At 61.9% G+C, this 23,180-nt stretch carries 18 protein-coding genes and 1 tRNA gene; 13 read left to right on the top strand and 6 right to left on the bottom strand.

The genetic code is table 11. From position 1 onward, the window contains the following. Positions 1 to 45: 45 nt before the first annotated feature. From BEN48_RS01520 to BEN48_RS01495, 6 genes are all read left to right on the top strand, one after another. Positions 46 to 1,227: a thioredoxin domain-containing protein gene (locus BEN48_RS01520; protein WP_125932424.1), complete on the top strand. Its 1,182-nt coding sequence runs from the start codon at positions 46 to 48 to the stop codon at positions 1,225 to 1,227. 108 nt (positions 1,228 to 1,335) lie between these two features. After that, positions 1,336 to 3,144, top strand: coding sequence for a urocanate hydratase (gene hutU / locus BEN48_RS01515; RefSeq protein WP_083320656.1), 1,809 nt, complete (start codon positions 1,336 to 1,338; stop codon positions 3,142 to 3,144). 138 nt (positions 3,145 to 3,282) lie between these two features. Further along, positions 3,283 to 4,125, top strand: a complete 843-nt coding sequence (locus BEN48_RS01510) for an NADPH-dependent F420 reductase (RefSeq protein ID WP_317043661.1) — start codon at positions 3,283 to 3,285, stop codon at positions 4,123 to 4,125. Positions 4,126 to 4,405: 280 nt separating this feature from the next. Next, on the top strand, positions 4,406 to 4,999 hold the full coding sequence (locus tag BEN48_RS01505) for a hypothetical protein (RefSeq protein ID WP_125932423.1): 594 nt from the start codon (positions 4,406 to 4,408) through the stop codon (positions 4,997 to 4,999). Positions 5,000 to 5,674: 675 nt separating this feature from the next. Further along, positions 5,675 to 6,412, top strand: a complete 738-nt coding sequence (locus BEN48_RS01500) for a hypothetical protein (RefSeq protein ID WP_125932422.1) — start codon at positions 5,675 to 5,677, stop codon at positions 6,410 to 6,412. A 311-nt stretch (positions 6,413 to 6,723) separates the two neighbouring features. Further along, positions 6,724 to 7,548: a phosphatase PAP2 family protein gene (locus BEN48_RS01495; protein WP_070732235.1), complete on the top strand. Its 825-nt coding sequence runs from the start codon at positions 6,724 to 6,726 to the stop codon at positions 7,546 to 7,548. Between the two features lie 45 nt (positions 7,549 to 7,593). On the opposite strand, the gene BEN48_RS01490 is transcribed toward BEN48_RS01495, so the two are convergent. Next, positions 7,594 to 8,448, bottom strand: coding sequence for an ion transporter (locus tag BEN48_RS01490; protein WP_070732233.1), 855 nt, complete (start codon positions 8,446 to 8,448; stop codon positions 7,594 to 7,596). 49 nt (positions 8,449 to 8,497) lie between these two features. Next, positions 8,498 to 9,169: a bifunctional nicotinamidase/pyrazinamidase gene (gene pncA / locus BEN48_RS01485; RefSeq protein ID WP_317043660.1), complete on the bottom strand. Its 672-nt coding sequence runs from the start codon at positions 9,167 to 9,169 to the stop codon at positions 8,498 to 8,500. Between the two features lie 54 nt (positions 9,170 to 9,223). On the opposite strand from pncA, the gene BEN48_RS01480 reads away from it, so the two are divergent. Together BEN48_RS01480 and BEN48_RS01475 are read left to right on the top strand one after the other, a co-directional pair. Next, positions 9,224 to 10,093, top strand: coding sequence for an SDR family NAD(P)-dependent oxidoreductase (locus BEN48_RS01480; protein WP_070732230.1), 870 nt, complete (start codon positions 9,224 to 9,226; stop codon positions 10,091 to 10,093). Between the two features lie 36 nt (positions 10,094 to 10,129). Beyond that, positions 10,130 to 10,918 carry an arylamine N-acetyltransferase family protein gene (locus BEN48_RS01475; protein WP_070732228.1) on the top strand — a complete coding sequence of 263 codons (789 nt, stop codon included), beginning with the start codon at positions 10,130 to 10,132 and terminating at the stop codon, positions 10,916 to 10,918. Here the strand turns inward: BEN48_RS01475 and BEN48_RS01470 are convergent. From BEN48_RS01470 to mqo, 3 genes are all read right to left on the bottom strand, one after another. Beyond that, a complete protein-coding gene (locus BEN48_RS01470) occupies positions 10,911 to 11,648 on the bottom strand; it encodes a hypothetical protein (RefSeq protein WP_070732226.1) in 738 nt (245 codons plus the stop codon). The genes BEN48_RS01475 and BEN48_RS01470 overlap by 8 nt on opposite strands. 119 nt (positions 11,649 to 11,767) lie before the next feature. Then, positions 11,768 to 12,322: a GNAT family N-acetyltransferase gene (locus BEN48_RS01465; RefSeq protein ID WP_070732224.1), complete on the bottom strand. Its 555-nt coding sequence runs from the start codon at positions 12,320 to 12,322 to the stop codon at positions 11,768 to 11,770. A gap of 357 nt (positions 12,323 to 12,679) precedes the next feature. Continuing rightward, complete coding sequence (gene mqo / locus BEN48_RS01460) at positions 12,680 to 14,185, bottom strand: malate dehydrogenase (quinone) (RefSeq protein WP_070732222.1); 1,506 nt, start codon at positions 14,183 to 14,185, stop codon at positions 12,680 to 12,682. A gap of 301 nt (positions 14,186 to 14,486) precedes the next feature. Here mqo and BEN48_RS01455 point away from each other — a divergent pair, with 301 nt between their 5' ends. The 5 genes from BEN48_RS01455 to BEN48_RS01435 all read left to right on the top strand — a co-directional run bounded on the left by BEN48_RS01455 (position 14,487) and on the right by BEN48_RS01435 (position 21,315). Beyond that, the gene (locus BEN48_RS01455; RefSeq protein ID WP_083320654.1) at positions 14,487 to 15,572 is read left to right on the top strand and encodes an asparaginase; all 1,086 of its coding nucleotides are present in this window, start codon (positions 14,487 to 14,489) and stop codon (positions 15,570 to 15,572) included. A 117-nt stretch (positions 15,573 to 15,689) separates the two neighbouring features. Further along, positions 15,690 to 15,777: transfer RNA gene (locus BEN48_RS01450), tRNA-Ser, on the top strand. A gap of 274 nt (positions 15,778 to 16,051) precedes the next feature. Beyond that, positions 16,052 to 18,172 (top strand): glycoside hydrolase family 97 protein, encoded by a 2,121-nt coding sequence (locus tag BEN48_RS01445; protein WP_070732218.1) that lies wholly within the window; start codon positions 16,052 to 16,054, stop codon positions 18,170 to 18,172. A 114-nt stretch (positions 18,173 to 18,286) separates the two neighbouring features. Further along, on the top strand, positions 18,287 to 19,690 hold the full coding sequence (locus tag BEN48_RS01440) for an alpha-amylase family glycosyl hydrolase (RefSeq protein WP_083320653.1): 1,404 nt from the start codon (positions 18,287 to 18,289) through the stop codon (positions 19,688 to 19,690). Positions 19,691 to 19,872: 182 nt separating this feature from the next. Beyond that, positions 19,873 to 21,315, top strand: coding sequence for an MFS transporter (locus BEN48_RS01435; protein ID WP_070732216.1), 1,443 nt, complete (start codon positions 19,873 to 19,875; stop codon positions 21,313 to 21,315). Positions 21,316 to 21,469: 154 nt separating this feature from the next. Here the strand turns inward: BEN48_RS01435 and BEN48_RS01430 are convergent, their stop codons facing one another. Next, complete coding sequence (locus BEN48_RS01430) at positions 21,470 to 23,134, bottom strand: amidohydrolase (RefSeq protein ID WP_070732370.1); 1,665 nt, start codon at positions 23,132 to 23,134, stop codon at positions 21,470 to 21,472. Between the last annotated feature and the right edge of the window lie 46 nt (positions 23,135 to 23,180).

The following is a 23,180-nucleotide window of genomic DNA, read 5'->3' as shown; positions in this document are numbered from 1 at the left end:
GGATGTGCGGAAAAACCGCGTACTTGCAGGTAAAACCTACTGCTGATGCTACGTAAACTACTGGCCGGAGGGATGGGAATGGCCTCCCTACTTCTCCCACACATTGCCCGGAGCCAGGCGGCCCCAGCCACCCAATCTAAAACTGAAACCGTGTTGATGAGCGCGCCCCTGCACTTGCCGCTGCTGTATTCGCTGAACGTGCTGCCCCAGCACCTGTCGGCCGACGACTCGCTGGCCCGCCTGCACTACGCCCGCCGCCGGGTGAAGACCGTTGTGCTGACGCGGGCGGGCCAGCTCGATACCACGGAGTACACCGAGCTGGACCGGCGCGGTAACACAACGCTGCTGGCTAAGCCCTATTTTGGGCAGCCGGTCCGGCAGCGCTTCGATGGCAGTAGCCGGCTGGTGGAAGTAACCAGAGTACCCAAAGCCGGCGAATATCTTGGCTCACAAACTGTGTACGAGCCAGTCAGGCAGCTCTACACGTCCTACGCGCTGGGCATACTGGACCAGCCACTATTGTGGCAGCAAAGCCACCGCACGCGCCGCGGCGACACTCTGACTATGGATGCCAACTTCCAGCCACTACCGGGCATGGAAGACGAAAAATCCCGGCGCCTGCTGCTGCGCAGCTACCCACTGGGCCGCGACACGACCTGCTCGGTGGCCATTGCCTACGATGCGGCCGATACCCCCACCGAGTTCCTGGCCAGCTACACCGTGCGCCGGGCGGGCCGCGTAGTCGAGAACGGTACGATGGACTTCCAGCCCGTAGCGTTGGGGACGCCGCTGACCGCGCCCGAGCTGCTGCGCGCCTCCCGCACCCGGCGCGGCCGCCCTGTGCCCCGCACCCGCAATACCTACGACGCGAAGGGCGGGCTCATTGAAACAGCCACCTATTTCACCCCCGCACCCAGTACCGCGCCCGAGAAGGAGGTAAAGTCCCGCGCCGCCGACGGCAGCTGGACGCTGACCTCAAAGCCTGCAACTGGCGTGCTGGGCTATACCAGACGCTACGTGCGCAACCCCGCGGGCCTGGTGAAGCGGGAGGAACGCACCTACCAGCTGGGGCCCGGCACTACCGATGATACTACGTTACGAATGTTCCGCTCCTCGGCCACCGATTACGAATACGACGCCCACGGCTTGTTGCTGCGCAAAACGGAGAGCCCCAACCAACCCGGCGGCCAGCCCCTGGTGTCGGAGGTGCGATATACGTACTACTAGACCGGGCTGGGGCAGGTCAGGTGGACCAGCCGCCGCGGGCCCTGGGCGTACCCACGCCGCCGCCACGCTACATTTTCCTAACTTCGCCACCCACCCAACCCGCTGCCCATGACCCCCACCTCTACCCAAACCGCCGAGCTCAATCTTGAAGCCAACTCCCTCTCATCTGGCTCCCCCTCTCCGCAGGACTCTGCGCTTAAAGCAGATGCGGGGCCGGGGGGTGAGGTGACGAAGCGCCCGATGTTCTACGAGTTCAAGCCCGAAGAAACCGTGAAGGCCCAGCACGGTCCGGAACTGCGCTGCAAAACCTGGGAAGCCGAAGCCGCCCTGCGCATGCTGGAAAACAACCTCGACCCCGCCGTGAGCCTGGTGTATGACGAGCTGATTGTGTACGGCGGCGCCGGCCGCGCTGCTCGCAACTGGAAGGAATATCAGGTCATCGTGAAAACGCTGAAGGAGCTGGAGCCCGACGAAACCATGCTGGTGCAGAGCGGCAAAGCCGTGGGCGTGCTCAAAACCTGGGCCCACGCGCCCCGCGTGCTCATCGCCAACAGCAACCTAGTGCCCGCCTGGAGCACCCAGGAATACTTCGACGAGCTCGACCGTCTGGGCCTGATGATGTACGGCCAGATGACGGCCGGCTCCTGGATTTACATCGCCACCCAGGGCATTTTGCAGGGCACGTATGAGACGTTTGCCGCCATGGCCGACCAGCATTTTGGCGGTAGTCTGCGCGGCACCATCACCCTCACGGCGGGTCTGGGCGGCATGAGCGGCGCCCAGCCCCTGGCCGTGACCATGAACGACGGCGTGTGCCTTGTCATTGAGCCCATTGAGGAGCGGGTGCAGCAAAAGGTGCGCGAAGGCTACGTAGACGAGCAGGCCCGCGACCTCGCTCATGCCCTGGCGTTGTGCGAGCAGGCCAAAGCCGCCGGCAAAGGCTGGTCGGTGGGCCTCACCGGCAACGCCGCCACGGTGCTGCCGCAACTGCTGGAACTGGGCTTTAAACCCGAAATCGTGACCGACCAGACCTCCGCTCACGACCTGATGGATTACCTTCCCGAAGGCGACATTACCGAGGTGCTGGCCCTGCGCGCCGCCAACCCCGAGGCGTTTAAGAAGCAGGCCCTGGCGTCCATCGTGAAGCACGTAGAAGCCATACTGGAGATGCAGCGGCGCGGCGCCATCGCCGTGGACTACGGCAACAACCTGCGCGGCCAGGCCGAAAAAGGCGGGCTGCAAGTGCGCGACTCAAGCGGCCAGTTTCTTTACCCCGGCTTCGTGCCCGGCTACATCCGGCCGTTGTTTTGCGAGGGTAAAGGCCCGTTCCGGTGGGCCGCCCTCAGCGGCGACCCACAGGACATTCTGCGCATCGACCGCGCCCTGCTCGAAACGTTTCCTGAGAATAAGATGCTGGCTCGCTGGATAGCCAAGGCCCAGGCCAAAGTGCCCTTCATTGGCCTGCCGGCGCGGGTTTGCTGGCTGGGCTACGGCGAGCGGGAGAAGTTCGGTCTGGTGATAAACGAACTTGTGGCGCGGGGCGAAGTTTCGGCCCCCATCGTCATCGGCCGCGACCACCTCGACTGCGGCTCGGTGGCCTCGCCCAACCGCGAAACCGAAGGCATGAAAGACGGCTCCGACGCCGTGGCCGACTGGCCCCTGCTCAACGCCCTGGCCAACTGCGCCAGCGGCGCCGACTGGGTGAGCCTGCACAACGGCGGCGGCGTGGGCATTGGCAACAGCACCCACTCCGGCATGGTGATAGTAGCCACCGGAACCCCCGAAAAAGCCGAACGCCTCAAGCGCGTCCTCACCACCGACCCTGGCATGGGCATCTTCCGCCACGCCGACGCGGGGTATGAAATTGCACAGGACGTGGCTCGGGACCGTGGTGCGAAGATTCCGGGGCTGGAGTAGCAGGGCAGGAGGTCAAAAATAGAACGTCATCCCGAGCGCAGCCGAGGCATCTCGCGTGGGGTAGTAAACCAATCGTAAGGAATAGTGACTGCACGCGAGATGCCTCGGCTGCGCTCGGCATGACGTTCTGTTTTCGGTCTGAGTTCCGTTATTCTGCCGACAAATTCCCGCCGAAATAAAGCAATTCGCCGCCGCATCCGTTTACTATGCCTGCGGCAGCGCACAGCCGCCGCGCAAAACCTAAATCTTCGCAATATGAACATTGGAATCATCGGGGCTGGCCACATCGGCAGTGCCCTGGCCGTGCGGCTCGTCAGCCTCGGCCACTCGGTACAAATTGCCAACTCCCGGGGCCCCGAGACGCTGAAGGACGTGGCCCAGAAAACCGGTGCCACCCCCGTCACGGCCCGGGAAGCGGCCCAATACGGCGACATCATCGTGGTGACCATTCCGCTGAAAAACATCCCCGACCTGCCCAAAGACCTGTTCGAGGGCGTGGCGGCCGATGTGCCCGTTATTGACACGAGCAACTACTACCCGCTGCTGCGCGACGGCAAAATGCCGGAGCTGGAAACCGGCGACCTCACCGAAAGCGAATGGGTGCAGCAGCACCTGGGCCGCCCGGTGGTGAAGGTGTTCAACAACATCTACGCCGACCACCTCGAAAACAAAGGCCAGCCTGCTGGCACGCCCGGCCGCATTTCCCTGCCCGTGGGCGGCGACGATGCCGCCGCCAAGCAAAAAGTAATGGCCCTGGTGGATGAGCTGGGTTTCGATGCCGTGGACAATGGCAGCCTGCACGAATCGTGGCGGCAGCAGCCCGGCACCCCGTCCTACGGCGCCGACCTGCCCGCCGAGAAGCTGCGCGAGCACCTCGCCAGCCTCGGCACCGAGCGCACAACTGCCCAGCACGCCGAGTATCTGGCCAACCACGCCAAGGCGGAAAAGGAAATGGCGGCGCAAGGCATCAAACTGGAGTAGCCGGATAACAAATAAGCGGTTAATTAAAACGTCGTGCCGAGCGCAGTTGAAGCCTACGAGGGGCTTTAACTACGCTGGGCACGACATTTTTGGGCTCAATGAGGTAGCACCAGAATTTTCCGGGCAGGTACGAGCGGAGTATTGCTTACCCATGTAAGGTTCACGGCCGACCGGGTAGCTGTGTCTTTGGTGCCAGCGGCAACTTTTTGGTAATATTGATGCGCGCTTCCAGTAATTAATTCGCCTTGTTGGCGCGCAAAACCTGCTCTACCAATTTACGATGAAACACCTCTGCCAAACTGCTCCTCTGTTGTTTTGCTTAGTTGCCTGCCAAAACAACTCCACTACCCCCGCCCTGCCGGGGGGCTCAGCCCAGAAGGCAGCCACATCGGCGCCCGCCAACACAGAGTTTATTGAGCTGAATACGCTTACCGTCAACGGCAATCACAAGGAGCTGCTGACCGTTCAGCAGCTGGAAAGCCAGCTAGGGCGGCCCGATAGCATTTCCAAAACCACATTTGAGTGCGGTGGCGAACTAGGGACAGTAAACGGCCCCGACAGCCGCCTGTGGTTCTATGGCCGTACCACGTACGAAGTGAACGAAAACCAGGCAACAATGTCCGGCTTCGACGTTACTTCGGGTAAGTTCCAGGGCAAGGTGGGCAAGCTGAATCTCAATAAGAACACTACCCTTGGAGACGTTCGCCGCTTCTACCCGATGTCGGCCAAGCCCGATACCGTGCTTTACGAAGGCCGTTCGGCGGAAATAATGAGCGTGCCCCTTCACGACAAAGGCATAGAACTGGACGCTTCGTTAAACCTGCTCTTTCGAAACGGCCGCTTGCTGGAGGTCCTGTTTGGCTCTCCCTGCTAGCCCGCCAGTAGCAGCTGCGCCAGGTGGTGGCCTACGAGCGCCACAATAAGCTGCGGCTGCTACGTATGATTTTGCGGGCTGAATGCGAAGCCATGAACTTCTATTTCCTGTTGATGCCACCCCTCGGGTTGGCTTTTTTGTTGAGCTGTGGTACCTCATTATGAAGGGGCTGGCCCTGGCCGGCTGGCAGCGGCTGGCCACGCACTGTCCTCCCTGCGGTGCCCCTTTTGGGGCTGGGGCAGGCCAGCGTGGACGGCGTTTGCTACCGGGGCGCCAGCAAGAGCGAGGCCTCACCCAAGGGGCTGGTTCTGGCCACGGGGTTTACGTTTGGGGTCGGGTACGCGCCATTGCTGGTTACGTGAGCGGCCATTGGCGCGTTTCGGCCTGAAACATCCCTGTGGATGACGTTACACTCCACCAAAATCCAAACTGGCAACAGCGACAGCCTCACCTTAAGCTTCCTGAGCAACGACTTGCTATCCGCTGTCCGACCCTGTTTCGCCTGGCCTGAATACGTCTTGGGCCATTAAGCAAAATGGATGCTGGCGGTGAAACCCCCGTAAGATTTTGCAGTACGTATGGAAAAGTCCGCTAAGCCATACGAAAATGCTGTCCCCTCTCGCCGCCTCTTTGTTCCGTTCTGCAGTTCCGAGCGCGGCCCGTTCCCAGAGGCCGATGCCTAGGTGTGGGGGAGTGGTGCGGCGATGGGTGGTGGTGGGCGGTGGGCTCCTGGCCGTGCTGGGGGCCTGTTCCGACGACAAAACCCGTCGCCGCAACTCGGAGCTGGTGGTAGACCGGCATTCCGCTACGTTGCCCAAATCCTCAGCTACTGCCCCTGATAATCCCGAATCTTCTTCCTCAATTGAGCCAACGGGGCCCCTCACCGCCGTGGGCCGACGCTACCGCGTGGCGGTGGGCACGGCCTATTTCTTCGACAATCCCGAGCAGTCTACTCCCAACGGTCGATACCTGCGGCGCGGCGATGTTTTCTACGGCGAAGGCGAATGGAACGGCTTTGTGAAAACCGGTTCCGTGGACCCCGCCGGCAACCGCAGCACCGGCTGGCTTAAGCGGCAGGAGCTCAGCACCGCTACCGAGCGCCCGGCCGCAGCTTCGGCACCTGCAGCCACGGCCCCCGCCGAGCCGCCCGCTCCCGACGCGGCCCCGCGCGCCGGCAGTTTCCCGCCACCAGCGGCCACCAGCGGTGCCCGCCGCGCCGTGGTTCAGACCGCCCGTGCGTACTTCCACAACTCCCCGGACCTTGCCACTCCCCGCAAAGCACATTGCGTGCGCGGCGACAAAGTGCGCCTGGGCGAAGAGCGCGGCGCGGCCGTCTACGTCACCTTCACCAACTGGGAGAACGTCACCACCACCGGCTGGATGCGCAAGGACGCGCTGGTAGTGGTACGCTAGTCAGGCAAAGGCAGCTTTTTATAAATAAGTGCTGCATCGGGCTGAAGACTTTCTTTCCTGTTCTCAGCTTTGCTTTTTAAACGCATTTGAAAATCAAAATCAGCTTATAATTTTGATTTTCAATTAGATAAAATTAATTGAGTAACATTGTTTTTACTGATAAAAAGTTGGTGCGGCTAGGCCAGACCCAAAAAAATCATTGACCAGCACACAAGTTCGAACAACGCAAATAACCCCATAAAGGTGGCTCGGCTAACTCAAAAGCGGCTTTTTGCGTTCAGCTTAATTCCACTCTAAATATTACCCATTTGATGAAGTTTTTCTTCTCAATTGCCCTATCGGGGGCGCTGCTCACGGGCCAGGCCGCGCAGGCACAAAAATCCCCTTCGCCCTACAAAACCGACTTCCTCGTAGACGGTGGCATTACCGTCGGTCTGGGGGCTATCAGCGCCGCGGGTTTGTACCTGGTACAGCAGAAAAACGGCCTCTCCAATGCCGAGCTGGCGGCCCTCGACCGCAACGACATTCCCAAAATTGACCGTTTCGCGGCCGGCAAATTCAGCGAACGTGCCCAAACCATCAGCGACATCTTCGCCTATCCCACGCTGCTGATTGCGCCCGGCCTGCTGGCCCTCAACCCCGAAGTGCGCGGCCGCTACGGCCAGGTGCTGGGCCTCTACCTCCAAACCATGATGGCGAATAATGCCATTTTCACCATGACCGTGGGCAACGTGTATCGCTACCGTCCCTACCTCTATGGCACTGAAGGCGGCGGGGGGCGCAACGGCAAAATCGCGACTAACTCCTTTTTTGGCGGACACACCGCGAATACGGCCGCGGCCACGTTTTTTGCCGCCAAGGTCTTTCACGACTTCAACCCCGGCTCGTCGGCCGAGCCCTTTGTATGGGGTGCCGCGGCCCTTGTGCCCGTCGCTGTGGGCTACTACCGCATAGAGGCCGGCAAGCACTTTCTCACCGATAACATGGTCGGCTACGCCGTGGGCGCTACCCTGGGCATTGTAGTGCCGCAGCTGCATAAGGTAGGCCGGAGCCGGGGCGTGAGCATGGTGCCCATGCAGGGGCTGAATATCAACGGCCACTCTTACAGCGGCTTGCGGCTCACCAAGCAGCTGTAGTACCGCGCGGCGCTTGCCCAAGCCATTGCTCCCCGGCAGGGCGCGCTACAGCGGCTGGCCGCAGCGCCAGCAAAACGCGGCATCGGGCCGGTGGTTGGTGGCCTGGCACCCCTGGCAGGCCGCCATTTTGTAAGTCGGAATTGCAGCGGCTGCGGCGGCAGCCGCTGCTCTTGTCGGCATGGCCATTTGGGCCGATACGATGCCCGTGGGCACCGCAATGATGCCGTAGCCCATCACCATCAGCAGGGAAGCCAGGGTTTGGCCGAGTATGGTAACCGGTGAAATGTCGCCGTAGCCCACGGTAGTTACTGTGACTATGGCCCAGTACACGCTTTTGGGGATGCTGGTGAAGCCGTGCTCGCCACCCTCTATGGCGTACATCAGCGTGCCCATTACAATGGTGAGCGTGAGCACGGCCGTGAGGAAAACCATGATTTTGAATCGGCTGGCCTTGAGCGCGTCTACAATAAATTCGCCCTCGCCCACAAACTTGCCCAGCTTGAAAATGCGGAACATGCGCAACAAGCGCAGCGTGCGAATGGCCAGCAGGTAGTGCCCGCCCGAGAACACCAGGGCCGCCAGCGCCGGCCCCGTGGACAGGAAGTCGATAATGCCCAGCCAGCTGAAGGCGTAGGCCAGCTTGCGGCGCGTCACCACCAGCCTGGCCAAGTATTCCAGCGTGAAAAGGAGGGTGAAAAACCATTCCAGCACGCGCAAAAAAGCGCCGTATGCTGCGTTGATGGTGCTAACGCTGTCCAGCATCACCGTGGCCACGCTCAGCACAATCACCGTAAGCAACACGATGTCGTAGAGCCGGCCCGCGTGGGTGTCCGACTCAAAAATGATGATGTAAGCCCTTTCTTTCCAGCCAGGGGTAGTGTCGCGGAGACGAGAATCCATAGGGTAGCAGTACGGGGTAGCCGGGGGGGGCGTTGGTCGCGGCTGGGGCTTAGTTCAGTAGCGCACCGGGGTCAGCCACCAAGTCGCTGCTTAGTACCAGGTGGGCTCCCTTTGTTTCCATATCGGCCAGGGCCGCGCGAAAACCATCGTCGCTGATGGCGCGGGTTGCATCGGTGACGACGTGGGTGGTGAAGCCAGCGGCCAGGGCATCGAGCGCCGAAAAGTACACGCAAAAGTCGCCGGCCAGGCCGGCCAGGTACACATCTGTCACGCCGCGGCCGCGCAGGTAGGCGGTGAGGCCGGTGGCTTTGCGGTGGCCGTTGTCGAAGAACGCGCTGTAGGAGTCGATGTCCGGCGCCATGCCTTTGCGGAAAATGGCTTCCACGCGGCGGGTATCCAGGGCGGGGTGGAGGGCGGCACCGGGGGTTTCCTGCACGCAGTGGTCGGGCCAGAGCGTTTGGGGCAGGCCGTGCAGGTCAATTTGCTCAAACGGTGCCCGGCCCGGGTGGCTGCTGGCAAAGCTCAGGTGCCCGGCCGGGTGCCAGTCCTGCGAAGCCACCACCAGGTCGAATTTCGTCTGCAAGCTGTTGACAAGCGGAATGATAGCATCGCCGCCGGGCACGGCCAGCCGGCCGCCGGGCACAAAGTCGTTTTGAATGTCGATGAGCAGAAGGGCTTTCATGGGGCCAAAGTCGGGCGCGAAATCAATTAAACCAAGCATTGCGCCCGGAGTTACGTCTACGCAGGTACTCATTCTTTATTTGCATTTTCGTTTATGTCCGACCTTCAGCATCAAATTATCCTCGTGACCGGCGCCACTTCCGGCATTGGCAAAGTAACCGCCACCGAGCTGGCCAAAAAGGGCGCCCACCTAGTGCTCCTGGCTCGCAACGCCGACAAAGCCACCGCCACGCAGCACGAAATTCAAGCCGCCGCCGGGCACCAGCGCGTGGATGTGCTGCTGGCCGACCTGGCCGACCTGGCGTCGGTGCGCCGGGCGGCGGCCGAATTCAATGCCCGCTACCCCCGCCTCGACGTGTTGGTGAACAACGCCGGCCTGCTGTTTGGGGCGCAGCGGCAGGTGTCGGTCGACGGCCACGAGCTGGGCGTGGCCACCAACCACCTGGGGCCGTTTCTGCTCACGTCCCTGCTGCTGGACAAGCTGCGCGCCAGCCCGGCCGCCCGGGTCGTCAACCTCTCCTCAACGGCCCACAATTTTGCCCGGCCCGATTTGGCCGATTTTCAGTCCGAGCGGAGCTACAGCGCCATGCGGGTGTATGGCAATACCAAGCTCTACAACATCCTTTTCACGCAGGAGCTGGCCCGGCGCCTGCGCGCCCACGGCCTCCACAGCGTTACCACCAATGCCGTGCACCCCGGCGTGGTGGCCAGCAACTTTGGCGCCGGTGCGGGCGGGCTATTCAGCCAGCTGCTGCTGCTGGCGCGGCCTTTTATGATTTCGGTGGAAAAGGGTGCCGAAACCAGCATCTTCCTAGCCACCGCGCCCGAGGTGGCCACGGTCAGCGGCGGGTACTTCGCCAAGAAAAAGCCTCGTGCCGTGAAGCACCCCTTCAACACGCTGGCGCACGCCCGGGAGTTGTGGCTGCTCAGTGAGCAGTTGACTGGCACGTCTTTTCTGGCGTAATTCAGCTGGAATCCCCCGCCTTTCGCGTTGCCGCCCATGTCTCACTCTCCCCTCGACCTTGCCGCCTACACCGCGCGCATCGGCTACCAGGGCCCGCTCACGCACTCCCTGGCCACGCTGGTGGGCCTGCATCGGGCGCAGGCGTTCAGCATTCCCTTCGAAAACCTCGACATTCACCTCAACCGGCCCATTGGCCTCGACCCCGCCAGCCTGGCCCAGAAACTGATTCAGGAGCGGCGGGGCGGCTACTGCTATGAGCTCAACGGCCTGTTTCGGCTGGTGCTGCAGCAGCTGGGGTTCACGGTCACGCCCCTGGTGGGGCGCAACCTGCTGGCGGGCTACCCGCTACGGCCCCGCGCCCACCAGGTGCTGCTGGTGGAAGTGGCGGGCAAGCCGTGGCTGGCCGACCTGGGCTTTGGCGCCAACGGGCTCATCGAGCCCATTCCGCTGGTGACGGGGCCCGAGCACCAGCAGTTTTTCGACCGGTACCGGCTGCAGGCGGCCCCGCAGCACAACATTCACCTGCAGCTGCACCTGCTGGGCGAGTGGCAAAGCCTCTACACCTTCACCCTGGATGAAGCACAGCCCAGCGACTACCAGATGATGAATTTTTACTACTCGCAATCACCCGATTCGCCCTTTCGCAAGCAGCGCATCACTACCCTGGCAGCTCCCGACTGCCGCCTCAGCCTGGTTGACAGGGAGCTGAAAATTCGCCGGGCCGATGGCACCGTCAGTACGACGGCCCTGGCCAATGCGGCAGCATACGAGCAGGCGCTGGCCAGCCGTTTCGGCATTCACCTGCCCGCCACCCTGGCTATTTAGCCGGGGCGGGGTCTACCATGCGGAGCACCGCGGCCCAATCGGCGTCGGTTTTGGGGCGTTGCGTGGCCACAGCGGTTTTTAGGGCATCGGCCAGGGCCGGTGCGGCGGCCTGCAGGGGCTTGAGGCCAAGCTTTATGGGCTGCAGAACGCCCGCCGGGCTGCGTAGGTAGTACACTGTTTTGTCGTCAATTACATCGTAGCGCTGGTCGTTGCTGTAAGCGCCCTGGTAGTCGGCCTTTTTCATCGACTTGATGTAGTGTTTCAGCAGGGTATGCTGGCCTTCGTGCAACACCTCCACGTAGTCCTGGCGCTGCCGCTCGTTGGGTGCCTCCAGGAAGCGGCGGAACAGGCGGGACCGGGCCGGACCCAGGTCCGAAAGCGGCTCCATCAGCACAAAGCTCACCACCTGCCGGTCGTCAAGCAATAGCGAATCGTTGCCCCGGGTGAGGGGGCGCATCAGCAAGCGGTGCTCCAGCACGTCATACTTCAGCGGAATGGGAGCCAGCGGCAGGTTGTTGCTGAGCGTGAGTTTGGCGGGCAGCCAGCGGGCATCGGCATAGGGCGAGCCCTTCATGCCGTAGCTCTCGCCGCGGGGCAGCATAGCGGGCGAGCCTGCCGTCAGTGCGGCGAGGTTGGCTTGCGCCGCCCCACCGTCTGCAATACCAGTCTGGGCATGGGCCGATGCCGCCGTGACCAACAAACCCAACAGAAGCGAAAATCGAAAGTTCATACCGTAGAATGATTAGACAAAGAAGTCAACGCGGCTCAAATTAACAACAATTGACTGCACACCATGCAGGCATCAGATTTTAGTTGAGCTAACCCCGGCCTAACAATAACGAGGCCACGTTACGTGTGGGAAATAGCCGCGGGCTGCCGGGCGCGCCATTCGTCCTCCAGCATACCCATTTCGATGAGGCTCCAGTACTCGTCGTCGTGGCGCACCACGTCGCGCATCACGCCCTCCTGCTGGAAGCCAGCCTTCAGGTAGCAGTTGATGGCCGCGTGGTTGAAGTCGTACACACCCAGGCTGATGCGGTGCAGGTTCAGGTCCTCGAAACCGATGCGCAGCAGGGCCTTCACCATGCCCTGGCAGATGCCCCGGCGGCGGGCGGTGCTGTGGCCCACCAGCACGCGCGTGATGCGGCCGGCCCGGTCGCGCTGGCTGATGCCGCCCAGCGAAATATGACCCACCGTGGTGCCCGTGGCAGATTCCACGGCTTTGTAAATGAATACGCTGGGGTCTTCCAGATTATTAGAATCCTCGATGTACCACGTAAGGCCGGCCTCGGTCAAGGGAAAAGAAAACATCGAGCCGCTCCATTCTTTCATCAGCCGCTCATCGCTCACCCAGTCAATAAGTTGGGGGAAATCGGTGGGCGTGAAGGGTTCCAGTACAATCATATAAGGCGCGCAGCGCGGGGGATAAGGCCAACAATAAGCCCGCAAGATAAGCCACACAGCGACCGGTTATCAACCATCGGGCCGGGCCACCAGTTAACGGAGTCCGTTTCCCAAAAATCCCCCGCCGCGTATGAACCTCTCCAACAACACGGCGCTGCTTACCGGCGGCGCATGGGGTGGGCCCTGGCCGTTCGGTTACTGCAAGCCGACAGCAGCAGCCCGGCCTGAAAACCCGCATGCACGTCGTAACCGATGCAGCCGAGCTCCACGAGCAATTCGAGCAGATGAACAACCGCCAGCCTGAGCCGCAGAAGCGGGATAAGATTCTTCGTAGGCTCAGAATGACAGGGGAGAGCTCTAATGCTCCAGCTGCAGCGCCTGGCGGCTGCGCTCGCGCACGGCCGCCGTCAGGGCCGGATTGGGGGCCAGCTTCTGGCCAAATGAGGGCACCAACGCGCGGAACCGGGCCTGCCATTCGGGCGAGGCCGCTCGCTCGGGAAAGCACTTCTGCACCAAATCGAGCATGATGGCCACGGCCGTGCTGGCGCCCGGCGAGGCACCCAGCAAAGCCGCCATCGAGCCGTCGGCCGACGTCACCATCTCGGTGCCGAATTCCAGCACGCCGCCCGCTTTTTTGTCTTTCTTGATGACCTGCACCCGTTGGCCGGCTACTTCCAACTGCCAGTCGGCGGGGTTGGCAGTGGGGTAGTACTCGCGCAGGGCGGCGGTGCGGTCTTGCGGCGACTGCAGCACCTGCCCGATGAGGTAGCGCGTGAGGCCCAGGTTGCGCGCCCCGGCAAAGAGCAGCGGCCGGATGTTGCCCAATTCGATGGACCTAAACAAATCGGTGTACGAGCCCTGCTTCAAAAATTTGGTGCTGAAGCCGGCGTAGGGGCCAAAAAGCAGTTCTTTCTGCCCGTTAATCTGGCGGGTATCGAGGTGGGGCATCGACATGGGTGGCGAGCCCACGGCCGGCTTGCCGTACACTTTGGCCTCGTGCCGGGCAATCACGGCGGGGTTCTGGCACTTCAGCCACTGCCCGCTCACGGGAAAGCCGCCGAAGCCGTTGGCTTCCGGGATGTCAGTTTTTTCGAGCAGCGTGAGCGTGCCGCCGCCGGCCCCAATAAACACGAAGCGCCCGCGCACGATGCGGCTTTCGCCCGTGGCCACGTTGCGCACTTTGAGGCGCCAGATGCCGTCGTCCTTGCGCCGGAAGTCTTCCACCTCGTGCCCCAGCTGGAAATTGACGCCGGGCAGGCCCTTCACATAGTGGTACATAGAGCTGGTGAGGGCGCCGAAGTTCACGTCGGTGCCCATGGCCATGCGCGTGGCGGCCACGGGCGTGGCCGGGTCGCGGCCGTCCATCACCAGCGGTATCCAGGCCGCAATTTGGGCAGGGTCTTCGCTGAACTCCATGCCCTGAAACAGGGGCGAGCGCAGCAGCGCAGCGTGGCGCTTGCGCAGGTATTCCACATTGGCCGCGCCCCACACAAAGCTCATGTGCGGAATGCTTTGGATGAAGGAGGCCGGGTCGGGGAGCACGCCTTCCTGCACCAGCGAAGCCCAGAACTGCTTGCTGAGCTCAAACTGCTCGGCAATCTTGTCGGCCTTGCCGATGTCGATGGAACCGTCGGGGCGCTCGGGGGTGTAGTTGAGCTCGCAGAAGGCCGAGTGGCCGGTGCCGGCGTTGTTCCAGGCGTCGGAGCTTTCGGCGGCCACGGCGTCGAGGCGCTCATAGCCGGCAATGGTGAGGGCGGGGTCGAGGGCTTTGAGCAGCACGGCCAGCGTGGCGCTCATGATGCCGGCGCCGATAACGATGACGTCGGAAACGGGTTTGTCGGGGGTAGTGTCGGTTGGGGTCATAAAAAGGGATGGAAGGGCCGCAGGCAATACGAAGCCCGGCGGTGGGGGGGCTGGGCTGGGCGAAAAAAATCCCGCGGGCTACCTTGCGCCAGCAGAACGAAAACTCCCCTCCTTATTTAAGGAGGGGATGGTGCCGCGCCAGCGGCAACGGGGGTGGTGACCTTCGTTGAACGACACCCGAATGATTCAGTCGCGAGTCGTTTGGACTTCGTTCAACGACTTCACCACCCCAATTTCACTGCGTGAAAATGTCCCCTCCTTAAAAAAGGAGGGGAGTTAGTTGTTCTTGCGTTTCCCGTCCATGCCCGACCTCGATTTACCGCTGCTCCCCCTGGCTACCCTCGCCGATGCCGCCAACACCGCGGCCCCGCGGCTGCTCATCATCTACACCGGGGGCACGGTGGGCATGGCCGTGAACCGCAGCGGCGAGCTGGTGCCCATGCAGTTTGGCCGCCTCGACCGCAAGATGCCCGAGCTGGCGCGGCTGCCGTTTCAGCTGGTTCTGCTCAGCCTGCCCGCACCCATCGACAGCAGCAACGTGACGCCTGCCGACTGGCTGTACCTGGCCCAGCTCATTGGCCGGCACTACGCCGACTTTGATGGCTTTGTGGTGCTGCACGGCACCGACACCATGGCGTATTCGGCGGCGGCCCTGAGCTACGTGCTCGAGCACCTGGGCAAGCCGGTGGTGTTTACGGGTGCGCAGGTGCCGGTGGGCGTCAGTCGCTCCGATGCCCAGCGCAACTTGGTGACGGCGCTGGAAATTGCGGCGGCCCGCCACCCCTACGCCCACACGGTGCGCGTACCGGAAGTGTGCGTGTTTTTTAACGACGAGCTCATTCGCGGCACGCGGGCCAAAAAAGTAGAAAGCCACCAGTTTGCGGCTTTCAGAAGCGAAAACTACCCGCCGCTGGCCCGGGCCGGCATCAACCTGGAGTTCGATGATAAAAGCATTCGCCTGCTGCCCGGAGCCAAGCTCAAGGTGCACTCCCATTTGGAAACCAGCGTGGCGGTGCTGCGCCTGTTTCCGGGCATCACCGAAGCCGTGGTGAGTGCCATATTGGGCATTGCCGGCCTGCGCGGCTGCGTGCTCGAAACCTACGGCTCGGGCAATGCGCCCACGGCGCCGTGGTTCCTGCAGTGCCTGGCCGATGCCCGCGCCCGCGGCGTGTGGCTGCTCAACGTGAGCCAGTGCGAAGAGGGCCGCGTGGTGCAGGGCAAGTACGAAACCAGCGCCCACTTCGCGGAGCTGGGCATTGTGGGCGGCGACGACATCACCACCGAAGCGGCTGTGACCAAGCTCATGTTCGTGCTCGGCCTCGGGCTGGGGGAGGACCGCACCCGCCAGCTACTGATGCAGGATTTGCGCGGCGAGATAACGCCTTGAAAAAGAGTGATGAGTTACGAGTTATCAGTTATGAGTTGATGGAACGGCAATTCATAACTCCTAACTCGTAACTTTTAACTCTTTTCCGTTCTATCTTTGCCCCACCAACCACCACCTTGAGGGGTGTCCGAGTGGTCGAAGGAGCACGCCTGGAAAGTGTGTATGGCTCAAAAGGTCATCGTGGGTTCGAATCCCATCCCCTCAACTAAAAACCCCGTTTCCATTGTGAGACGGGGTTTTTATTTTGCCTAAGTTCCTGCCTGTGATGTAGGTGCAGCCGCCAGAATTACCGTCCGTCCCGGGTATTGCATCGACAAGCGCCCAAATGCCGACCGTTGGGGAGCCTGTAGGCTGGTGCATCACTGCAAGTAGCCGCCCGTGGATTTGCGCACGCTTACCTTGCAACCCTGCCTCCAACTCTGAAAAATGAGCGCCGCCAGCAACAATCGGCGCGCACCTGAAATGAATTGAGCTTTGTGATGAAACAACTTCTGCTAGCCATGCTGCTTCTGGCGGCAGGCACCCGCGCCAGGGCCCAGACTACGGCGCCCCTCACTGCCCGCCTCGGCAACGTGCGCCTGACCGTGGCGCTGGCCCCCGACGGGCACCTCACTTACGCCGTGTCCTACGGGGCCAAACCGGTCATCACGCCTTCGCGCCTGGGGCTGGCCTTTGCCGACGGCAAGGGTTTTGAGGGCCCGCTGGTACTCACGGGCAGCGAAACCAAGGACGTGGACGATGCCTGGCAGCCGGTGTGGGGCGAGGTGAAAAATATTCGCAACCACTACCAGCAGCTCACGGTGCACCTGCGCCAGCCGGCGGCCGATGGGCGCCGGCTCGACGTGGTATTTCGGGTATTTGCCGCCGGGGTGGGCTTTCGCTACGAAGTGCCATCGCAGCCGGGCCTGGCCTACTTCACGGTGCAGGACGAAACCACCGAGTTTAACCTGCCGGCCAACCACAAAGCCTTTTGGATTCCGGGCGACTACGACTCCAACGAGTACACCTACACCAGCAGCCGCTTGAGCGAGGTGAACACCACGCCCATTGAGCCCATTCAGCAGCGGGCGGCGCCCAAGCGCATCCAGACGCCGCTCATGCTGAAATCGGATAACGGCTTGTATATCAATATTCACGAAGCGGCACTGGTAAACTACCCGGCCATGACGCTGAACGTAGACACCGAGACGTTTGGCCTTAGTAGCCAGCTCGTGCCCGATGCCACCGGTACGGGGGCCAAGGCCTATTTGCAGGCACCCGAACACACCCCCTGGCGCACCATCGTGGTGGCCGACAACGCCCCGGCCATCCTGTCGTCCAAGCTAATCCTGAACCTGAACGAGCCCACCAAACTCACCGAAACGGGCTGGATTCAGCCCCGGAAATTTGTGGGGGTGTGGTGGGAAATGCACGTCAACAAAGCCAGCTGGAACTACTCTGATGCCAGCAACCTGAAGCTGGCCAGCACGGACTGGGCCAACCTGAAGCCCAACGGCCACCACGGCGCCAACACCGCCAACGTGAAGCGCTACATCGACTTTGCCGCCCGGCACAACATCCAGGGCGTGCTGGTGGAGGGCTGGAACGTGGGCTGGGAGGACTGGGCCAACAACTGGAAGGAAGAGGTATTTGACTTCGTGACGCCGTACCCGGATTTCGACGTGGAGGAGCTACACCGCTACGCCGCCGGCAAGGGCGTGAAGCTCATCATGCACCACGAAACCAGCAGCTCGGTGACCAACTACGAGCGCCGCCAGGACGCCGCCTACCGCTTCATGAAGCAGCACGGCTACGACGCCGTGAAAACCGGCTACGTGGGCCGCATCATCCCGCGCGGCGAGCACCACGACGGCCAGTGGATGGTGAACCACTACAACCGCACGGCCCAACTCACGGCCGACAACCGCATCATGGTCGACATGCACGAAGCCGTGCGGCCCACCGGCCTGCACCGCACCTATCCCAACTGGATGGCCTCCGAAGCGGCCCGCGGCAACGAATTCAACGCCTGGAGCAGCGGCAACCCGCCCGAGCACGAAACCATCCTTCCCTTCACCCGCCTCATGGGTGGGCCCATGGACTACACGCCCGGCATCTTCCAAATCAATCTGGAAAGCTGGAACCCTGCCCGCAACCAGGGCCGGCAGGTACACACCACACTGGCCAAGCAGCTGGCCCTGTACGTAACCATGTATTCGCCTCTGCAAATGGCCGCCGACCTACCCGAAGCCTACGAACAGCACCTAGACGCTTTCCGCTTTATTGAGGACGTGGCCGTGGACTGGGACGACACGCGCATCCTGGCCGCCGAGCCCGGCGACTACCTCACCACCGTGCGCAAAGCCAAGGGCAAAGACGAGTGGTACCTGGGCAGCATCACCGATGAAAACGCCCGCAAGCAAGCCCTGAAGCTCAATTTTCTCACGCCCGGCCAGCGCTACGAGGCCACCGTCTACGCCGACGGCCCAGGCGCGTCCTGGGACAAAAACCCCATGGCCTACCGCATCACGAAGCAGGTGGTAACCAGCAAATCGGCGCTCACGTTGCAGCTGGCACCGGGCGGTGGTGCCGCCGTGAGCTTCAAGCCGCTTAAGAAATAACCGTCTGCTCCCGAAGCAACCTTTTCGTTCGTCATACTGCTGCTGCGCTTGACTTGACGAACGGAAGGCGCTGTTCTTGTGGACTATATTTCATGAATCCATAATCACTGCCTCATGCATCTTGCCAAAAAGGGCTTGAAAAAATACCTGGCGACGTTCTTCGCCCTTGTTCTGCTGGCGGGTTGCAAGAAGGATTTGGTTCCCAGTGTCTTAGTCCCGCCGCCGTCTGCCAACGCCACGCCGCAGTACGGCACGCCCTTCGCCGGTGTGCCCAACCGGGAGGATGCGGTGATGTACCAAGTGAACATGCGGGCCTTTAGCCAGGCGGGCAACTTTGCGGGCGTCACGGCCCGGCTCGATTCCATCAAGGCGCTGGGGGTGAACGTGCTGTACCTGATGCCGATATTCCCCATCGGCACCGACAGCAAATCGGTGAATTCGCCGTACGCCGTGAAGGACTACCGGGCCGTGAACCCGGAGTTCGGCACGCTGGCCGACCTGCGCACTCTCGTAGACGCCGCCCACGCCCGGGGCCTGACCGTGATGCTGGACTGGGTGGCCAACCACACCAGCTTCGACCACGCGTGGATAACGGACCACCCAACCTGGTACCAGCGCACCCCGTCCGGCGCCATTGCCTCGCCCTCGAACAACGGCACGACCTATAACGACGTGGCGCAGCTTAATTTCAGCAACCTGGACATGCGCCTGGCCATGATTTCAGCGATGAAGTCATGGGTGTTCACAGCCAACGTTGACGGCTTCCGCTGCGACTACGCCGACTTCCAGCCCAACGACTTCTGGAAACAGGCCGTTGACACGCTACGCAACGTGAAAACGCACAAGCTGCTGCTGCTGGCCGAAGGCACCCGGGCCAGCAATTTCGCCTCGGGCTTCGACTACAACTTTGGCTTCGGTTTCTACGGCGGCATTTATAACGTGTACCGCAACGGGGCGTCGGCCGCCATCTTTGATGCCCTGAACGCCAGCGAGTTTGTGGGCGCCACGGGCACCCAGCAAGTGGTGCGCTACATCACCAACCACGACGTGAACGGCTCGGACGGCTCGCCCGTCACCTTGTTTGGGGGCCACGCGGGCGCCATGTCGGCCTTCGTCATTGCCGCCTGCTACAAGGGCGTGCCCATGGTTTACAACGGCCAGGAAGCCGGCATGACCGCGGCCATTCCCTTCCCCTTCACCTCTGTGAAAGTGCAGTGGGGCGCCCGCCCCGACGTAACCCGCGCCTACAAGCAGCTGCTGGCGGCCCGTGCGGCCAGCCCCGCCTTGCGTGTGGGCACGCCCACTGCCCACAGCACGGCCAACGTGTGCGCCTTCACCAAAACCGCGGGCTCCGAGCAAGCCCTGGTGCTCGTGAACGTGCGCAACTCCACCAGCACCTACCCCGTGCCCGCCGCCCTGGCCAACACCACCTGGACCAATGCCTTGACGGGTGGCTCGGTGGCGGTAAGCACGCAGGTTTCGCTGCCGGCTTATGGGTATCTGGTGCTGAAGAAGTAGCGGTTTAGCTTATAGGGAAGAAGCGCTTGCGGTCCGTGGGCCTTCAGGCATATTGGCATCAGTCATGTGGGACGCGGCGCCGCATTCAGCTCAGAATGTCACAATTTTTCTCCACTGTTAAACCTGAACCATTAAAACCCGTTACCTTGCCCGGCGAGAATCCACACCTTCGCGCCGCCCCTATGGCCCCCACCACAACTCCGAGCCCCGCCGTTGCGGGCATTGAAAAAGACAACAAGCGCGTTACCACCGGCTGGACCTTCTACGACTGGGCCAACTCCGTGTACCCGCTGGTAATTACGTCCAGCATTTTCCCCATCTACTGGAGCTCCGTAGTGAAGGAAGTGACGGGCACCGACAGCGGCAAGACCCCGGTCGACTTCCTGGGAATGAGCATTCCGGGCACGTCGCTGCAGAACTATTCGGTGTCGGCCGCCTTCCTCATCATTGCCCTCATTAGCCCGCTGCTCACGTCGCTGGCCGACTTCTCGGGCCGGAAGAAGCTGTTCTTGCAGGTGTTCTGCTACATCGGCGCGGCGTCCTGCGCGGGGCTGTTTTTCTTTGAGGCCAGCACCTTTATCCTTGGGGTGTTTGTGTTCATTATGGCCACCATTGGCTTTTCGGGCTCCATTGTTTTCTACAACTCCTACCTGCCCGATATTTCCTCGGAAGAGAAGTTTGACGCCCTTTCGGCGCGGGGCTTTTCCATGGGCTACATCGGGTCGGTGGTGCTGCTGGTGCTGTGCCTCATTCTCATTCAGGGGCCCACGCTGTCTGGTACTCCCCTTTTTGGCCTGACCACCGCCAAAGCCACGCAGTACAGCTTCCTGCTCACAGGTCTTTGGTGGGCGGGCTTCGCCCAGATTCCCTTCGCCACGCTGCCCAAAGACCCAGGGCGTCCCGCCGGCGCTGCATCCGACTCGGGCTGGGTGCTCAACGGCTTTCGGGAACTGGGCAAGGTGTGGGAAGAAACCAAAAAACAGCCCAACCTGAAGCGCTTTCTGCTGGCCTACTTCACCTACAATATGGGCGTGCAGACGGTAATGTACGTGGCCACGCTGTTCGGCTCGGAAGAGTTGGGACTGGAAACCACTGCCCTCATCATCACCATTTTGCTGCTGCAAATTGTGGGCATACTAGGGGCATATCTGTTTGCCAAGCTTTCTGAGCGTATCGGCAACACCCGTGCCCTGAGCTGGGCCGTGTTCATCTGGATGCTGATTTGCATCGCCGGCTACTTCGTGCAGGCCGGCTGGTCTTTCTACGCGCTGGCCTCTGTTATCGGCCTCACCATGGGCGCGGTGCAAAGCCTGTCGCGCTCCACGTATTCGAAGATTATTCCTGAAAACACACCCAACTCGGCGGCGTATTTCAGCTTTTTCGACGTGACGGAAAAGGTCGGCATCGTCATTGGCCTGGTGGTGTTTGGGGGCATTTCGCAGCTCACGGGCGGCAACATGCGCTACAGCATTCTGGCCCTGATTGTCTTTTTTATCCTGGGGCTGATTTTCCTGCTTCAGCTGCGGGGCCGCAAGCTGCGCGAAGACGCGCCCGGCGCAGACGGTGCTTTGCCAGGACCAACCCCGGCTGCGCCAGTTGGCGGCCGGCCGGCCACCATTCAATAAACCCGGTCATGCTGCCAACGTAAGCATCTTCCCGCCGCTGAACGACAGGTTTTACCCTGCATGTAATCGGGCAAAAGGAATACAAAAACGCTGTCCTGCTGAGCTCAGCAGGACGGCGTTTTTGTGAACGGCTTACGCTCGTCCCACAAATCTCTTATTTCTTTTCAAACACCTGCTGGCCACCAATCCAGGTTTGGAGGACGCTGGCGTTGCGCAGCTGCTCGTTGGGTGCCGTGATGAGGTCGGTGCCCATCACCACGAAGTCGGCCAGCATGCCGGGCTTGATTTGGCCCTTGCGCTTCTCCTCGAAGGCGGCGTGCGCGGCCCAGGTGGTCATGCCGCGCAGGGCATCGGGGCGGGAAATGGCGTTTTCCATTTGAAAGCCGCCCGTGGGGTAGTTCTTGGCATCCTGCCGGGCCACGGCCGAGTGGAAGCCATAGAGCGGGTTGATGTCTTCCACGGGGAAGTCGGAGCCCAGGGCCAGTTGGCCGTATTGCTTCAGCAGCTCGGCGTAGGCGTAGGCCGTTTTGAGGCGGGCCGCGCCGAGCCGCTCGCCGGCCCAGTACATGTCCGACGTGGCGTGGGTGGGCTGCACCGAGGGCACAATGCCGTACTGCCCAAATTTGGGCATGTCGGCCGGCGTCACCACCTGGGCGTGCTCAATGCGCCAGCGGCGGTCTTTCTGGCCTTTCAGGGCTTCGCCGTAGATGTTGAGGATGATGCGGTTGGCCGAGTCGCCGATGGCGTGGGTATTCATCTGGAACTTGGAGGCGGCCAGCTCTTTGGCCAGGGCGCGGTACTCTTTTTCAGTGGATAGCAGGAAGCCGGTTTCCTTCAGTTTATCCGCATACGGCTCTACCAGGCAAGCCCCGCGCGAGCCCAGGGCGCCGTCGGCGTACACTTTAAAGGAGCTCACCGTGAGCTGGTCGGTGAGAATGGGGCCGTTTTTCAGGTAGTGCGCGCGGTTGGGGGCCGTAGGGTTCAGCATGACGTGGAGGCGCAGCTTGAGTTGGCCCTGCTGCTGCAAAGCGGCCATCTGCTCAATGTCGGCGCGGTCGAGGCCGGCGTCGGCGAGGCTGGTGAGGCCCACGGCCAGGCACAGCTGCTGAGCTTGCAGCAGCAGGCGGTTGCTTTCGGCCGATGTAGGGTTCGGGATTTTGCTGCTCACCAGGCGGGTGGCGTTGTCCACGAGCAGGCCCGTGAGGCGGCCCTGGGCATTGCGCGTGATGGTGCCGCCGCTAATGGGCGTGCTGGCCGTGACCCCGGCCAGGTCCAGCGCTTTCTGGTTGACCACGGCGGCGTGGCCATCCACGCGGGTGATGAGCACGGGCACGTCCAGAAAGAGCAGGTCCAGCGTGTCTTTGGTGGGAAACTGCTTGGTGGGCCAGTCGTTCTGGTCCCAGCCGCGGCCGGTAAGCCAGGCCGCCTGCGGGTATTTCCGGCGGTTTTCCTGTAGCTTCTGAATGACTTCTTTCCAGGATGAAGTGCCCACCAAATCGGCGCTGGGCAGGGCCAGGGCGTAGCGGTAGAAGTGGCAGTGCGCATCATAAAAACCAGGATACACAAACTGGCCCTTGGCGTCTACTTCCTTGGTGGCCTGATACTTGGCCTTAAGGTCAGCCGACGAGCCCACGGCTACAAACTTGCCGTCTTTCACCGCAAACGCCTCCGCTTTGGCAAAGGTCGAATCGACGGTGTACACGGTGGCGTTGGTCACCAGCAAATCCACGGATTCGCGCGGGCCCTGGCAGCTGGCCAGGGCGCCCAGTGCCAGCAGGGCCACGCCCAGCTTCTGCCCCACAGGCTTGGTAAAGTTCATCATGCGTTGTGCTTGGTTGTTGAAATTTCGCACAAGTACGGCACGA

The sequence above is a fragment of the Hymenobacter glacialis genome, assembly GCF_001816165.1.
GTDB lineage: Bacteria > Bacteroidota > Bacteroidia > Cytophagales > Hymenobacteraceae > Hymenobacter > Hymenobacter glacialis.
Note: the sequence above shows the minus strand (reverse complement) of the source record. Positions and strands in the feature narration are given on the sequence as shown.

Bases quoted from the DNA above. Each gene is read 5' to 3' on its own strand.
- BEN48_RS01490 (WP_070732233.1), bottom strand. From the start codon at position 8,448: ATGGATTCTCGTCTCCGCGACACTACCCCTGGCTGGAAAGAAAGGGCT.
- BEN48_RS01480 (WP_070732230.1), top strand. From the start codon at position 9,224: ATGTCCGACCTTCAGCATCAAATTATCCTCGTGACCGGCGCCACTTCC.
- BEN48_RS01440 (WP_083320653.1), top strand. From the start codon at position 18,287: ATGCATCTTGCCAAAAAGGGCTTGAAAAAATACCTGGCGACGTTCTTC.
- BEN48_RS01520 (WP_125932424.1), top strand. From the start codon at position 46: ATGCTACGTAAACTACTGGCCGGAGGGATGGGAATGGCCTCCCTACTT.
- BEN48_RS01430 (WP_070732370.1), bottom strand. From the start codon at position 23,134: ATGAACTTTACCAAGCCTGTGGGGCAGAAGCTGGGCGTGGCCCTGCTG.
- BEN48_RS01465 (WP_070732224.1), bottom strand. From the start codon at position 12,322: ATGATTGTACTGGAACCCTTCACGCCCACCGATTTCCCCCAACTTATT.
- hutU (WP_083320656.1), top strand. From the start codon at position 1,336: ATGACCCCCACCTCTACCCAAACCGCCGAGCTCAATCTTGAAGCCAAC.
- BEN48_RS01470 (WP_070732226.1), bottom strand. From the start codon at position 11,648: ATGAACTTTCGATTTTCGCTTCTGTTGGGTTTGTTGGTCACGGCGGCA.
- BEN48_RS01495 (WP_070732235.1), top strand. From the start codon at position 6,724: ATGAAGTTTTTCTTCTCAATTGCCCTATCGGGGGCGCTGCTCACGGGC.
- BEN48_RS01455 (WP_083320654.1), top strand. From the start codon at position 14,487: ATGCCCGACCTCGATTTACCGCTGCTCCCCCTGGCTACCCTCGCCGAT.
- mqo (WP_070732222.1), bottom strand. From the start codon at position 14,185: ATGACCCCAACCGACACTACCCCCGACAAACCCGTTTCCGACGTCATC.
- pncA (WP_317043660.1), bottom strand. From the start codon at position 9,169: ATGCTTGGTTTAATTGATTTCGCGCCCGACTTTGGCCCCATGAAAGCC.
- BEN48_RS01445 (WP_070732218.1), top strand. From the start codon at position 16,052: ATGAAACAACTTCTGCTAGCCATGCTGCTTCTGGCGGCAGGCACCCGC.
- BEN48_RS01500 (WP_125932422.1), top strand. From the start codon at position 5,675: ATGCCTAGGTGTGGGGGAGTGGTGCGGCGATGGGTGGTGGTGGGCGGT.
- BEN48_RS01435 (WP_070732216.1), top strand. From the start codon at position 19,873: ATGGCCCCCACCACAACTCCGAGCCCCGCCGTTGCGGGCATTGAAAAA.
- BEN48_RS01475 (WP_070732228.1), top strand. From the start codon at position 10,130: ATGTCTCACTCTCCCCTCGACCTTGCCGCCTACACCGCGCGCATCGGC.
- BEN48_RS01505 (WP_125932423.1), top strand. From the start codon at position 4,406: ATGAAACACCTCTGCCAAACTGCTCCTCTGTTGTTTTGCTTAGTTGCC.